This is a genomic window from Achromobacter xylosoxidans (genome assembly GCF_014490035.1).
GTDB lineage: Bacteria > Pseudomonadota > Gammaproteobacteria > Burkholderiales > Burkholderiaceae_B > Achromobacter > Achromobacter bronchisepticus_A.
In genome coordinates, this window is sequence record NZ_CP061008.1 from 4,555,457 (window position 1) to 4,569,228 (window position 13,772).

The 13,772-nt window shown below is 66.4% G+C and carries 13 protein-coding genes; 5 read left to right on the forward strand and 8 right to left on the reverse strand.

Annotated elements, in window-relative coordinates:
* Positions 1 to 149: 149 nt before the first annotated feature.
* Positions 150 to 467: a quaternary ammonium compound efflux SMR transporter SugE gene (gene sugE / locus IAG39_RS21165; RefSeq protein WP_013392803.1), complete on the forward strand. Its 318-nt coding sequence runs from the start codon at positions 150 to 152 to the stop codon at positions 465 to 467.
* A 25-nt stretch (positions 468 to 492) separates the two neighbouring features.
* Here the strand turns inward: sugE and IAG39_RS21170 are convergent, their stop codons facing one another.
* The 6 genes from IAG39_RS21170 to IAG39_RS21195 form a co-directional block, all read right to left on the reverse strand.
* Positions 493 to 1,365: an MOSC domain-containing protein gene (locus tag IAG39_RS21170; RefSeq protein ID WP_118933597.1), complete on the reverse strand. Its 873-nt coding sequence runs from the start codon at positions 1,363 to 1,365 to the stop codon at positions 493 to 495.
* 96 nt (positions 1,366 to 1,461) lie between these two features.
* Complete coding sequence (thpD, locus tag IAG39_RS21175; protein ID WP_059378925.1) at positions 1,462 to 2,388, reverse strand: ectoine hydroxylase; 927 nt, start codon at positions 2,386 to 2,388, stop codon at positions 1,462 to 1,464.
* 17 nt (positions 2,389 to 2,405) lie between these two features.
* The gene (locus IAG39_RS21180; protein ID WP_006387829.1) at positions 2,406 to 2,810 is read right to left on the reverse strand and encodes an ectoine synthase; all 405 of its coding nucleotides are present in this window, start codon (positions 2,808 to 2,810) and stop codon (positions 2,406 to 2,408) included.
* Positions 2,807 to 4,114 carry a diaminobutyrate--2-oxoglutarate transaminase gene (gene ectB, locus IAG39_RS21185; RefSeq protein WP_118933598.1) on the reverse strand — a complete coding sequence of 436 codons (1,308 nt, stop codon included), beginning with the start codon at positions 4,112 to 4,114 and terminating at the stop codon, positions 2,807 to 2,809. Before ectB ends, IAG39_RS21180 begins: the two co-directional genes overlap by 4 nt.
* A gap of 122 nt (positions 4,115 to 4,236) precedes the next feature.
* Positions 4,237 to 4,797, reverse strand: a complete 561-nt coding sequence (gene ectA, locus IAG39_RS21190; protein ID WP_059378922.1) for a diaminobutyrate acetyltransferase — start codon at positions 4,795 to 4,797, stop codon at positions 4,237 to 4,239.
* Complete coding sequence (locus IAG39_RS21195) at positions 4,794 to 5,342, reverse strand: MarR family winged helix-turn-helix transcriptional regulator (protein ID WP_059378921.1); 549 nt, start codon at positions 5,340 to 5,342, stop codon at positions 4,794 to 4,796. Before IAG39_RS21195 ends, ectA begins: the two co-directional genes overlap by 4 nt.
* Positions 5,343 to 5,602: 260 nt before the next feature.
* Between IAG39_RS21195 and IAG39_RS21200 the strand changes: the two genes are divergently transcribed.
* The 4 genes from IAG39_RS21200 (at position 5,603) to IAG39_RS21215 (ending at position 11,852) form a co-directional block, all read left to right on the forward strand.
* Positions 5,603 to 6,535: a MurR/RpiR family transcriptional regulator gene (locus tag IAG39_RS21200; RefSeq protein WP_118933599.1), complete on the forward strand. Its 933-nt coding sequence runs from the start codon at positions 5,603 to 5,605 to the stop codon at positions 6,533 to 6,535.
* Positions 6,536 to 6,583: 48 nt separating this feature from the next.
* The gene (locus IAG39_RS21205; protein WP_118933600.1) at positions 6,584 to 7,924 is read left to right on the forward strand and encodes an aspartate aminotransferase family protein; all 1,341 of its coding nucleotides are present in this window, start codon (positions 6,584 to 6,586) and stop codon (positions 7,922 to 7,924) included.
* Between the two features lie 156 nt (positions 7,925 to 8,080).
* Positions 8,081 to 9,085, forward strand: coding sequence for a TAXI family TRAP transporter solute-binding subunit (locus IAG39_RS21210; protein WP_059378914.1), 1,005 nt, complete (start codon positions 8,081 to 8,083; stop codon positions 9,083 to 9,085).
* Positions 9,086 to 9,233: 148 nt separating this feature from the next.
* Positions 9,234 to 11,852: a TRAP transporter permease gene (locus IAG39_RS21215; RefSeq protein WP_059378913.1), complete on the forward strand. Its 2,619-nt coding sequence runs from the start codon at positions 9,234 to 9,236 to the stop codon at positions 11,850 to 11,852.
* Here the strand turns inward: IAG39_RS21215 and IAG39_RS21220 are convergent, their stop codons facing one another.
* Positions 11,853 to 13,052 (reverse strand): DUF418 domain-containing protein, encoded by a 1,200-nt coding sequence (locus tag IAG39_RS21220; protein WP_118933601.1) that lies wholly within the window; start codon positions 13,050 to 13,052, stop codon positions 11,853 to 11,855.
* Entirely contained in the window at positions 13,049 to 13,672 is a 624-nt protein-coding gene (locus IAG39_RS21225) for a TetR/AcrR family transcriptional regulator (RefSeq protein WP_118933602.1), read from the reverse strand. Before IAG39_RS21225 ends, IAG39_RS21220 begins: the two co-directional genes overlap by 4 nt.
* Positions 13,673 to 13,772 lie beyond the last annotated feature (100 nt).

The window sequence follows — 13,772 nt, forward strand, 5'->3', positions numbered from 1 at the left end:
CCCGGTTTTGCCGTATTAACCCGGTATTCTATAATTTTTGCCGCAGCGGGACGGCCCGCTGCCGCGCGCGGCCGCAAGGCTGGTGCGTTTGATTCTGGGGACGGCCCCTCGCGCCGGCGGCACGCCGGCAGCACAAGGTAGGAGTCGTAATGACCTGGATCATCCTGGTACTCGCAGGCCTGTTTGAAATCGTCTGGGCCGTAGGCCTGAAATACACCCACGGATTCACCCGTTTCTGGCCCTCGGCCATCACCGCGGGAGGCATGGCCATCAGCGTCTGGCTGCTGGCGGTAGCCATGAAATCCCTGCCCCTGGGTACGGCCTATGCGGTATGGGTGGGCATCGGCACGATCGGCGCCTTCGTGGCCGGCATCGTGCTGTTCGGCGAATCCACCAGCTGGATGCGCATCGCCAGCGTGGCCCTCATCGTGCTGGGCCTGGTGGGTCTGAAGCTGTCCTCGGCCTAAGGCCCCGGCGGCCGGACCCGCGGATTCAGAAATCCAATTCGATCCCGACCTCGTCGCCGACTTTCAGGCGGGCGCCTGCGGGCGCGTCCAGGATCGCGTTCTGGCCGAACACCACGCCGATTTCCAGATTGCGGTAGCCAGCCAGCGTACGGCCAGGCTCTTCATACTGTTGCGCGGTGTTCTGGTCGATATCGGGAATCGAGCAACGGGTGCAAGGCTTGACGAAAGCCATCTTCACGCCCGCGGCCTCGATCATGGCGGTGTGGTCTTCCTCGAAGGCCTCCCATTCGCCCTGGACCACGATGTTGGGCCGGAAGCGGTCCATCGGCACCGGCGCCACGCCCTTGGCCTGCAGGCGGGCGTTCAGGTCGTCCAGCGAGGCCTGGTTGGCCACCAGCAGCGGGAAGCCGTCGGCAAAGCCGAAACAGTGCTGGCCCGCGAACGGTTCGGCCAGGTCGGGATGAGCATCCAGCCAGCGCGACACCCAGTCCGGCTTGGCGTTGCGCTGCGCGGCCGCGTCCACCCTGTACAGGCGGCACGGCGTCTTGAGAAAATCGGAAAACCACTGCCCCGCCGCCACGCTTTCGCGCCGGCCGGAAGTGGTATCGCTCCACACGGCCACGGACTGCGCCTCTTGTTCCAGTCCCGAGCCGTCCAGGGCTACGTCCAGATCAGGCATGCCCGGCGCGGACAAACGCAGCGTATCGGCCGTGAGCGCCGTGCGGATCAGCGCCATCGCGGGCCATTGCCGTTGCGTCATGAACTGGCCGTCGGCGCCGATCAGCATCCAGCGGCGGTCATGGGCCAGGCCCGCGCGGTCGATGGGCGATTCGTTCAAGGCGATGCCTGCGCAGGACTTGACCGGGTAGATGTGCAGGCTGAGGATGCGGGCGGACATGGCGTGCGGAGTCTCGATGAGGCGAAGTGCGCAGAGAATAGCAGACGCCCGGAAGAAAAAATGCCCAGGCAGCGCCTGGGCATTTTCACAGGGGCCTCAGCCTCCCACCAGCTTCAAGGTATCCAGCGGGGTGACCGCCTTGAATCCCTTGCGCGTCGCGATGTGCTCGGGACGCGGCGTGAGCCCATACTTGGGCGGATTCAAGGTGTTCTCCATGCTGTTGTAGACCATGAAAACGTTGGCGCGCGGCCACGGCGAGATGTTGCTGTTGGAGCCGTGCATCGTGTTGCAGTCGAAGAACACCACCGAACCGGCCTTGGCCGTCATGGAGCGGATGCCGCCCTGCTCCACCAGCAGTTGCAGGCTGACGGGGTCCGGCACGCCGTACTCCTGTTTCTTCAGCGACTGCTTGTAGTGTTCGTTGGGCGTTTCGCCCACGCACGATATGAACTGACGATGCGATCCGGGCACCAGCATCAGGGGGCCGTTGCATTCGTTGTTGTCGGTCAGCAGCACCGAGCAGCTCAGCGCACGCATCGCCGGCATGCCGTCTTCGACGTGCCAGGTTTCGAAGTCGGAGTGCCAGTAGAACTCCTTGCCCTTGAAACCGGGCTTCATGTTGGCGCGCGACTGGTGGATGTACACCTCTGACCCCAGGATCTGCCGCGCCACGTTGACCAGGCGCGGATCGCGCACCAGGCGCGACAGGATGGGGTTGAGCACGTGCACCATGAAGATCGAGCGCACCGCATTGCTGCCCGGCTCGGTGATGGACTCTTCGCGGCGCACGATCGAGGGGTCGCGCGTCATGCGCTCGACCTCGGTGGACAGCGCGCGGATTTCATCGTCGGAAAACAGGTTCTCCAGCAGGATGAAGCCGTCGCGCTCGTATTGCTCGACCTGGCCGGCGTTCAACGCGCTGGCGTACTGGCCGTTTTCATAGACCACCGGATCCTGGCGGGCGATGATGGCGGAACTTCGATCCGTACGGGAGGCGTACGGATCCTGTGCAGGTGAGATCATGCGAACCTCCTTGTATTTCAGGCCGCTTGGGCTTCGGCTTCAGGCAAGGCGTAGACGCCTTCTTTATCGTGCACTTCCTGGCCGGTCAGCGGCGGGTTGAAGACGCAGATGACGCGCAGCGGCTCCTTGCCGCCGCACAGCCAGTGCTCATCGTGTTCGTTCAGGGCGTAGACCACGCCGGGTCCCAGTTCGTACTTCTTGCCGTCGGCGATGGTCTCGATGGAACCGTCGCCTTCGATGCACCACACCGCTTCAAGATGGTTCTTGTAGTGGATGTGGGTGCGGCCGCCCGGAAAGATGGTGGTCTCGTGAAAGGAGAAGCCCATGCCGTCCTTCTTCAGCAGCACGCGGCGGCTGACCCAGGTATCCGTGCGGACTTCGTCGGCGGTGCCGATCACATCTTTGACATTGCGTACGATCATTGACGTTTTCCTCCAAATTTCAGGATGCGGGCGGACTGCCCTTCTTCGGCGAGCGCTTCCGCGACGCTGGCTTCGATCACGTCCAGGCCCTTGCCCAGCAGTTCTTCCTCGATGGTCAGGGCGGGCAATAGCTTCAGCACCTCATCGTGCGCGCCGGACGTCTCGATCACCACGCCCTTCTTGAAGGCGCTTTGCGCGATGCGGTTGGCCAGCGCCGGCGTGGCGTTGCAGACCAGCCCCTGGATCAGGCCGCGGCCGCGCACCGACAGGCCGGCATTGGGATAGCTATGCACCAGGTTCTCCAGCCAGTCGCGCACCTGGCGCTCCTTGCGCTGGATCTCGGCGGTGAAGGCTGTGTTGGCCCAATAGGTTTCCAAGGCCTGGGCCGCCGTGACGAAAGCCAGGTTGTTGCCGCGGAAGGTGCCGCTGTGGGCGCCGGGTTTCCAGATGTCCAGCTCGGGCTTCATCAGCACCAGCGACATCGGCAGGCCGAAGCCAGACAGCGATTTCGACAGGGTGATGATGTCGGGGCGGATGCCGGCGGCCTCGAAGCTGAAGAAGGTGCCGGTGCGGCCGCAGCCGACCTGGATGTCGTCCACGATCAGCAACATGTCGTGGCGCTTGCACAGCTTTTCCAGTTCCTTCAGCCAGCGCAGCGTTGCCACGTTGACGCCGCCTTCGCCCTGCACCGTTTCCACGATGACGGCCGCCGGCTTGTCCATGCCGCTGCTGGGGTCCTCCAGCATGCGCTCCAGATAGGCCATGGTGTCCACGTCCGGACCGAAGTATCCGTCATAGGGCATGAAGGTGGTGTTGCCCAACGCATAGCCGGACGCGTCGCGGAACTTCATGTTGGCCGTCACGGCCAGCGAACCGCCGCTCACGCCATGAAACCCGTGAGTGAACGAGATGACGTTGGGACGCCCCTTGACCTGGCGCGCGATCTTCAGCGCGGCTTCCACCGCGTTGGTGCCGGTGGGACCGGTGAACTGCAAGGTGTACTGCCAGTTGCGCGGCTTGAGCAGCACGCGGTCCACCGTCTCCAGGAAACGCTTCTTCGCGCTGGTGGCCATGTCCAGGCCGTGCACCACGCCGTCCGACTGGACGTACTCCAGCAGCTTTTCCTTGAGAACAGGATTGTTGTGGCCATAGTTCAGCGTGCCGGCGCCGCTGAAGAAATCGATGTATTCGGTGCCGTCTTCATCGATCAGGGTCGAGCCCCTGGCCTGGCTGAATATCACGGGGAACGACCGGATGTAGCCCCGTACCTCCGACTCCATCCGGTCAAAGATCTTCAAGTCCATGATTAATCCTCCCTTTTCATCTCATAAGTGGACGGACGGCCAGAACCCCTCCGGGTGCGCTTGCGCATCCGGATCTGCCAACCATCCCGGTATTCGATAAGACCGCTGGGCTTGCGCCGCCCCTAGGGGGCCGGCAAGGCGAACGGACCTATCCTCAACAACATCTCGTCGTCGTGGTCCGCGCCGCCGAACAGTTGCCGGTCGAAGAACGGCTGCTCGGAGACGTGGGCGCCAAGTTCGCCGGCCAGGCCGGCAAAGCTGCGGCGCGATGCCTGGTTGTCAGGCCCCACCGTGGTTTCGAGATAGCGGACATGCTCGAGACCCTTGCGGCGCAAGAGCTCGCGAAGCATGGCGCGGCCCAGTCGATGGCCGCGTGCGCGGGTGTGCACCGCGACCTGCCAGACAAACAAGGTGTCGGGCCGGTCCGGGATCACATATGCGGAGATAAAACCGTCGATGCGTCCGCCGGCGCTTTCGGCCAGGACGCAGGTGTCGCGAAAATGCTCAGCGAGGAGCAGGTACGCGTAGAGGGAATTCAGGTCGAGCGGCGGGCACTCGGAAATGAGGCGGTGGATGGCGGCGCCGTCTTTGCGGTCGGGCAGACGCATGGTATGGGTCTGCGCGCTGACCGCCGGCGCCACGGCACTTGAGAGGGTTGGGGTATCCAGTTCGGTTTTCTTCATGCAACGATTCCCGATTCAGGGGGTGCCCCGCCCGTGGGCACTTCAAGGATGGGCGACGACACGTCGCCATGCGTGTCGGCGGCGGCCTGGCCGTCCTGTTCCATGAGCGCCACGATGCGCTCCAGGGACAGCGTGATGGTGGCCTGTTCCAGTTCGGGCAAGGCATTGAGCGCGTCGGCCAGATGCTTTTGCAGCGGCGACGGCGCGCCTTGCGCCAACTCGCGGCCCGCGTCGGTGGCCGTGACGAATACGATGCGGCGGTCTTCGCGGCCGCGTTCGCGGCGGATCAAGCCCTTGTCTTCCAGGCGATCCAGGATCCCGACCACGGTGCTGGGACTGACGTGCATTTCGCGGCTGATCGCGGTGGCCGTCATCGGGCCGTTGGCGATCACGGTGCGCAGGCACATCAGCTGCGGCGCCGTAATGTGACTGACCGCGGATAGCTGGCGCGAATGCAAGGCGATGGAACGCGTGATGCGGCGCAGCGCCCGCAAGATGCGCAAATCGTATTGCTGTGAGGGATCGGATTTCGCGGCGTCAGTCATGGGAAAAAGCGTGTTCGGTCAAATTCATTTCTACACAAATGATATGCGCACGATTCATTCCCGTCAAACAAAAATCCCGTTGCATGATGTAAGTAAATAAGCGCCTATTTGCTGGAATTGGCAGCGAATTTCAAGGACTTACCTGAGAATAGCCTTGCCTTCGCCGACAAGCGTTCTAGGTGGAAATCCTTATAAAAACATATGTTTTTTTATCGAACACGGATTTATCATCTGTTTTTTACGCACCCCAGCCGCCGTACATGTCCTTGCCGTCCGACCTCCTTCTGACCCTCCAGGAAAAACTGGAACAACTGCCGCCGGAACTGCAGCGGGCGGCGCACTGGGTCGTGGCACACCCCGCCGAGGTCGGCCTGTGGTCCATGCGGCGCCAGGCCCAGACCCTGGGCGTGGCGCCGGCAACCATGCTGCGGCTGGCGCGGGCCGTCGGCTTTTCCAGCTACGAGGATTTCCGCCAACCCTTCCAGCAGGCCCTGGCTGGACACGCTACGCCAGGACTGCGTGACCGCGCCGCCGCGCTGCAGGCGGCGGCGGGCGAACCCGCGGCGGCCGGGCACGACGTGCTCACCGACTATCAGGTCCAGGCCATGAGCTCAGTCTGCGCGCTGAACCCGCCCTCCGCCTTCGACGCTGCGGTGCAGACCCTGCTGGAAGCCAGGCAGGTCGGCTTCCTGGGTACCCGCTCGGCTTTCGGCATCGCATTCCAGATGCGCTATGCGTACCAGCTGGTGCGGCGCAACAGCGTGCTCATCGACGGTCTGGGCGGCGCCCCCGCCGAACAGGCCGACAACCTGGGAACCGGCGATGCGCTCATCGTGATCTCGCAGGCGCCCTATCCCACCGCCACCGTGCAGCTGGCCCGCCAGGCCGTGCAGCGCGGCGTGGCGCTGATCGCGCTGACCGATGACCCCTTGTCGCCGCTGGCGGTCGACGCCCGCCACACCTTGCGCTTCGCGCCCCCGGATCGCGAAGGCGTGCGGGCGCGCCCGGCGCGCCAGGGCCCCGGGTCGTTCTTCCACACCACCGCCGGCCTGCTCGGCCTGGCCGAGCACCTGATCGCCCGCCTGACCGCGCGCGGCGGCGAGGAAGTGCTGAACCGCCTGACCGAAGTGGAGCAGCGCCTGCTCAACGACAACGTTTACTGGAGCAGCGCGCCGCCGCGCCGCCCCGCCTGACATCCCGTCCGGATTCGCCTTCAACCTCCTGCATTGCGGAATCGCCCCATGAGCCACACCCATGTCATGCATCGTTCATTGCGCCAGACGCCTCCCGTCGCAGTCCGCGGCCAGGGCGTGTGGGTCTATGACAGCTCCGGCCGCTCCTACCTCGACGGTTCGGGCGGCGCGGCGGTCTCCTGCCTGGGACACAACCACCCTGACATCCAGGCCGCCATGCACGCGCAGATCGACGCGCTGGCCTATGCCCACACCAGCTTTTTCACAACCGAGGTCGCGGAACAACTGGCCGAGCGCCTGGTAGCCGATGCGCCGCCAGGCATTTCCCACGCCTACTTCGTCTCGGGCGGCTCGGAAGCCGTCGAAGCCGCGCTGAAAATGGCGCGGCAGTATTTCGTGGAAATCGGCCAGCCGGAACGCCGCCACATCGTCGCGCGGCGCCAGAGCTATCACGGCAACACGCTGGGCGCGCTGGCGGTGGGCGGCAATGCCTGGCGCCGCGCGCAGTTCGCGCCGCTGTTGATCGAGGTCGAGCACGTGTCGCCCTGCTACGCCTACCGCGACCAGCGCGAGGACGAAAGCCCCGAGCAATATGGCGAGCGCCTGGCGCAGGAACTGGAACAGACCTTTGAGCGCCTGGGTCCGGGCACGGTGATGGCTTTCGTGGCCGAACCCGTGGTCGGCGCCACCGCCGGCGCCGTCACGGCGGTGCCGGGCTATTTCCGCCGTATCCGCGAAGTCTGCGACCGTCACGGCGTGCTGCTGATCGCCGACGAGGTCATGTGCGGCATGGGCCGCACCGGCACGCTGTACGCGGTGGAACAGGAAGGCGTCACGCCTGACCTGATCACCATCGCCAAGGGCCTGGGCGGCGGCTATCAGCCGATCGGCGCGGTGATGGTGCAGCAGCGCATCGTGGAGGCCATGCAGCAAGGCAGCGGCTTCTTCCAGCATGGCCATACCTACCTGGGCCATGCGATCGCCTGCGCCGCGTCGCTCGCCGTGCAGGAAGTGATCCGGCGCGACGGCCTGCTGGCGCGCGTGCAAGCGCAGGGCGCAGGCTTGCGCCAGCGGCTGGACAGCGCGCTGGGCGCGCATCCGCACGTCGGCGACATCCGCGGCCGCGGCCTCTTCATGGGCATCGAGCTGGTGCAGGACCGCGCCAGCAAGCAGACCTTCGACCCCGCGCTGTCGCTGCACGCCCGCATCAAGCGCGAGGCCATGGCGCGCGGCCTGATGGTCTACCCGATGGGCGGCACCATCGACGGCCGCCACGGCGACCACGTGTTGCTCGCCCCGCCCTTCATCATCTCCGACGATGAGCTGGACCAGTTGACCGAACGTCTGAGCGGCGCCATCGACGCCGCTATCGCGCAGGCGCGCGCCTAGCCGCCTGCTGCAAGCGCGGCGCAAGGGATTGCGCCGCGCCGCCCGCCTGGCGCGGGCTCGTGATGATACGCACAGGGTGCTCCGCGGCTCGCGGGGCGCACCAACCGCCGGCCAAGACCGGCAATATCACGGGGAAAAACCCCAAAAGGAGTTTGCATGACCACGTCCGTCAAACACCCCTTGGGCCATCGCAACGCCTGGACGCTCGCAGCCGCGGGCCTCGCCACGGCCTTGCTGTCCACGGCGCCGGCGCCCGCCGCCGCTCAACAGAAGTTCGTCAGCATCGGTACGGGCGGCGTCACCGGCGTCTACTATGCCGCCGGCGGCGCCATCTGCCGCCTGGTCAATAAAGACCGCTCCAGCCACGGCATCCGCTGCTCGGTCGAATCGACCGGCGGCTCGGTCTTCAACGCCAACACCATCAAGGCCGGCGAACTGGACCTGGGCGTGGTGCAATCCGACGTGGGCTTCAACGCCTACAAGGGCGAAGGCCAGTTCAAGCAGGCCGGGCCGTACACCAAGCTGCGCTCGGTGTTCTCCATCCACCCCGAGCCCTTCACCGTCGTGACGCGCAAGGAAGCGAACGTCAAGAGCTTCGAAGACCTCAAGGGCAAGCGCTTCAACGTCGGCAACCCTGGCTCGGGCACGCGCGCCTCGATGGAGGAGTTGCTGAGCACCATGGGCTGGACCCTGAAGGACTTCTCGCTGGCGTCCGAACTGCGTCCCGACGAGCACGGCTCGGCGCTGTGCGACGGCAAGATCGACGGCTTCTTCTATGGCGTGGGCCACCCCTCGGCCAACATCCAGGACCCCACCACCAGCTGCGGCGCCAAGCTCGTGTCGCTGACCGGCCCGGCCGTGGACAAGCTGGTCGAGAAGTACCCGTACTACGCCCACGCCTCCATTCCGGCCGGGCTGTATCCGAACAACCCGACGGAAACCAAGACCTACGGCGTGACGGCCACCTTCGTCACCTCGGCCGACGTGCCCGAAGCCACCGTCTACACCGTGGTCAAGGCGGTGTTCGACAACTTCGACGACTTCAAGAAGCTGCATCCCGCGTTCGCCAACCTGAAGGCGGCGGACATGGTGAAGAACGGGCTGTCGGCGCCGCTGCATCCGGGCGCCGAGAAGTACTTCAAGGAAAAGGGCCTGCTCTGAGGCCCGGGCCCAAGGGCCGCTGAAACGGCACGCCAGCGGAGCCGGGTCCAGCCCGGCCACGCAGGCTGCCGTCCCTGACGCACAGCAAGCGCGGGGACTCAACGCGCGCCGCGCCGCCGGCGCGCGCCATGACACGTAGGGGAATTTCATGAATAAAGAGCCGCATACGCCGGCCCCGGACCTGGAACAGCTGGTCGCCGACGCCGACCGCGGAGGCCGCAATGTGCGCGGCCTGGCGGGCGCCACGTTGGCGGCGGGCGCGCTGATCTGGTCCCTCTTCCAGCTCTGGTACGCGTCGCCGTTGCCGTTCTCCCTGAATTGGGGCATCTTCAACGACACCGAGGCGCGCGCCCTGCACCTGGGCATCGCCATGTTCCTGGGCTATCTGGCCTACCCGGCCAGCAAGCGCTCGGCGCGCGACCGCATGCCCTGGTACGACTGGGCGCTGGCGCTGATGGCGGGCTTCTGCGGCAGCTATCTGTACCTGTTCTACAACGAGCTGGCGGGCCGCCCCGGCCAGCCCACGACCATGGACGTGGCCACGGCCGCGATCGGCCTGGCCCTGCTGCTGGAGGTGACGCGCCGCGCGCTCGGCCTGCCCATGACGGTGCTGGGCCTGGTGTTCGTGGCCTATGCCTTGGCCGGGCCCTGGCTGCCCGACGTGCTGGCGCACCGCGGCGCTTCGCTGGAGCGCCTGATGTCGCACATGTGGCTGACGACGGAAGGCGTCTATGGCGTGGCGCTGGGCGTATCGGTGTCGTACATCTTCATCTTCGTGCTGCTGGGCTCGATGCTGGACAAGTGCGGCGCCGGCAACTACATGATGCAGGTGTCGTTCGCGCTGCTGGGGCACCTGCGCGGCGGACCGGCCAAGGTGGCGGTGGTGTCCTCCGCCGTCAACGGCCTGGTGTCGGCGTCGTCGGTGGCCAATGTGGTGACCGGCGGCATCTTCACGATTCCGCTCATGAAGAAGGCCGGATACGGCGGCGTGCGCGCCGGGGCCATCGAGACCGCCTCGTCCGTCAACGGCCAGATCATGCCGCCCGTGATGGGCGCGGCCGCCTTCCTGATGATCGAGTACGTAGGCATCCCCTATACCGACATCATCCGCCACGCGATCCTGCCGGCCGCGATCTCCTACATCGCGCTGTTCTACATCGTCCACCTGGAAGCCCTGAAACTGGGCATCCAGCCCATGATGGCCTCGGGCCCCGCCCGCACGCCGCTGCAGAAGCTGGCCGGATGGGGCATGGGCATCAGCGGCACCTTGCTGGTGATGGGCGCGGTCTACTGGATAGGCACGGGCGTGCAGGCCGTGGCGGGCGCCGCGGCCATCTGGGTGCTGCTGGCCATCCTGGCCGTGCTCTATCTGTGGCTGCTGCGCGTGGCGGCGCGGCACCCCGATCTGCCGCAGGACATCGACATCAACCACCCCGTGCGCCCGCAGCCCTGGCCCACGGTGCGCGCCGGACTCTACTTCCTGATTCCCATCGGCATCCTGGTCTGGTGCCTGAGCGTGGAAGAGCTGTCGGCCGGACTGTCGGCGTTCTGGGCGGCGATGGCGATGCTGTTCCAGATGGTGACGCAGCGTCCGCTGATCGCCTGGTTCCGCAAGCAGCCGGTGTCCGCGGCCTGGCGCCATGGCTGGCGCGACGCCATCGGCGGCCTTGAGGACGGCGCCCGCAACATGATAGGCATCGCCATCGCCTGCGGCACCGCCGGACTGATCGTCGGCGCCATCACACTGACCGGCCTGGGCCTGCGCATGACGGCCTTCGTCGAGCTGGTGTCGATGGGCAACGTGCTGCTGATGCTGATCTTCACGGCGGTGGTGTGCCTGATCCTGGGCCTGGGCATGCCGACCACGGCCAACTACATCCTGATGGCGACGCTGATGGCGCCCGTGGTGGTGGAGCTGGGCGCGCAGAGCGGCCTGGTGATTCCGCTGATCGCGGTGCACATGTTCGTCTTCTATTACGGCATCATGGCCGACATCACGCCGCCCGTCGGCCTGGCGACCTTCGCGGCCGCCGCCATCTCGGGCGAGGACCCGATCAAGACCGGTATCCAGGGCGTGACCTACGCGGCGCGCACGGCCATCCTGCCGTTCATGTTCGTGTTCAACCCCATGCTGCTGCTGATCGACGTCACCTACGGTTGGGAACTGGCGCTGGTCGTGACGGGCGCGACGATCGCCTCGCTGACCTTCGCCGCCGCCACCATGCGCTGGTTCCGCGTGCGCTGCACGCTGGCCGAGGTCGGGGTACTGCTGCTGATCACGTTCATGCTGTTCCGTCCGGACTGGTTCATGGACCATTTCGCGCCGCGCCATGAAAGCCGTCCGGCGTCCGAGATGCAAGCCATCGCGGGCGCGCTGCCCGACAACGGACGGCTGACGGTGGTGCTGCGCGGCATCAACCTGGAAGGCGATGAACTGACCAAGACCGTGGCCGTTGCCCTGCCCGAATTGACCGGCGACGCTGCCGGGCAGGACGCGGGCCGCAAGCGCCTGGCCGAAGCCGGACTGACGCTGATGAGCCTGGGCGACCAGACGCAGATCGGCGGCGTGCGCTTCGGCAGCCGCGCCCAGCGCGCCGGCTGGGAACAAGGCTGGGACGTGCTGGAAGTGAAAGCGCCCAACCCGCAGCGCTGGTCCGACTTCTGGGTCTATGTGCCCGCATTGCTGCTGCTGGCGGGAATGTGGGCACGCCAGGGCCGGCGCGACGGCGGCGCCCCCGTCGGCCGGCTGCGCGCCAAGCCGGTCTGATCAGTCTGTCCGCGCGCGCCGCCAGGCCGGCCAGGCGCCGATGGTGAGCGCGCGCAGGAACCACTCGACCGGGCCGTAGGCGTGGCGCCGCAGCCACCAGGCGGACAGCGGCAACTGCGCCGCGAATATCGCCACGGCAATGCAGAACGTCGCCAGCGGCGACACCGAGCCGAACAGGCGCAGGCCCCAGGCGGTGAAGAGAAAAGCGCAGACCACGGATTGCATCAGGTAATTGCTCAATGCCATCCGCCCGGCGGGCGCGAGCCAGCCCGCCAGCCGCGCCCCCGGCTGCGTGCGCATGGCCAGCAGCAAGGCCGCCGCGTACGACATGCTGAGCAGCGGCGCGGTCAGCAGGTCCACCGCCAGGCCCGGCAATTCCCAGGCTGCCCCCGCCGACGGCAGCGTGCTGAAGGCATAGGCCGCGGAACCGGCCAGGCCTGGCGCCAGTCCCAGCGCGCACAGCAGCCACAGCGCCCGCGGCTGACGCCAGGGATCGGCCAGCGCGTTGCGGCGGCCCAGCGCGTAGCCCGCCAGGAACATGGCGAACGCGAACGGCCCCTGCACGAACAGCACCGTGAACCACACGCCCCCGGTCAGCTCATTCCAATGCTGCGCAATGGTCGTGCCGATGGTGCCCCGATATGCATCGATCGCCGCCAGGGCGTCCGCTTGATACTGCGCCTCGTACCCGGGCGCCACCGGGTCCAGGTAGCTCAACGCGCCCAGAATGGCCCACAACGATGCCGTCAGCACGATGAGCCACAGCGAAATGCGCAGCGCCCGCCGCGGCTCCATCCGCCGGCACAGCAGCAACGCCAGGCCCAGCAGCGCGTAGGTCAGGAGTATGTCGCCCTGGTAGAACAGCACCGCGTGCGCCAGCCCCAGCAAAGCCAGGCCCGCCAAGCGGCGCAGGAAGCGCGGCGCGAAAGCCGCCTGGCCGCGTTCGGCGGCGCTCATCTGCAAGGTGAAGCTGTAGCCGAACAGGAATGAGAACAGCAGATAGAACTTGGTCTCGAACAGCCAGGCGATCAGCCAGCGCACGGTCAGATCCAAGGGCTGCGAGTACGCCGGGTCGGCCACGCCGGCGCCATAGAACGGCGAAGAGAACACGCCGATATTGACCACCAGTATGCCGAAGAGCGCGAAACCGCGCAGCGCATCGACCTGCGCCAGACGCGCGTGGGTTGCCGGCGCGTTCATGCCCGCCTCCCTGCGGCTGAGCCTTGTTGCGCGCCATCAGGCAGGCACCGCGACAGGGCCTGCTCCAGGAGACGGCTGCCCGCCGCCGCGCCAAAGGCGGGGTCCACCACCGACCGGCTGTAGACGCCGTCCAGCAGCAGCAATAGCGTATCGGCCATCTCGGCTACGGGTTGCGGCGGCATGCGTTGCGCCCAAACCTTTTCCAGCAAGGCCACCAGGCCGGCCTTGCGCGCCGCCTCGTTCTCCATCACCAGGGCGTGCACGCGCGGGTTGCGCACGGCCTCGGCCAGGATCTCCATGCCCAGCCTGACGTAGGCCGGATCTTGATGCTGCGCCAACTGCGCCGCGACCCAGTCCGCCAGCGCCCGCCTCGCGTCGGGCGCGGCGCACGCTTGCCGCATGCGGTCGCGCGCGGACTCCGTATCCGACGCGATCATCGCTTCGATGATTTCGGCCTTGCTGCCGTAGTAGTGGAACAGGTTGCCGGGACTCATGCCGGCGCGGGCGCAGATCTGCGCCGTCGAGGTCGAGTGGAAGCCGTGCTCGGCAAAGCAATCCGCCGCGGCGGCCAATATCTGGTTGCGCCGTTCCTGCTGTTTGATGGGGTCGATCTTGCGCATCTTATTAATAGACTGAATGATCTATCTATTAAATGCCGGAATCGTGCAGCCAGTCAACAGACGAAAAAATGGCGGGCCGCAGCCCGCCATTCTCTTGCCT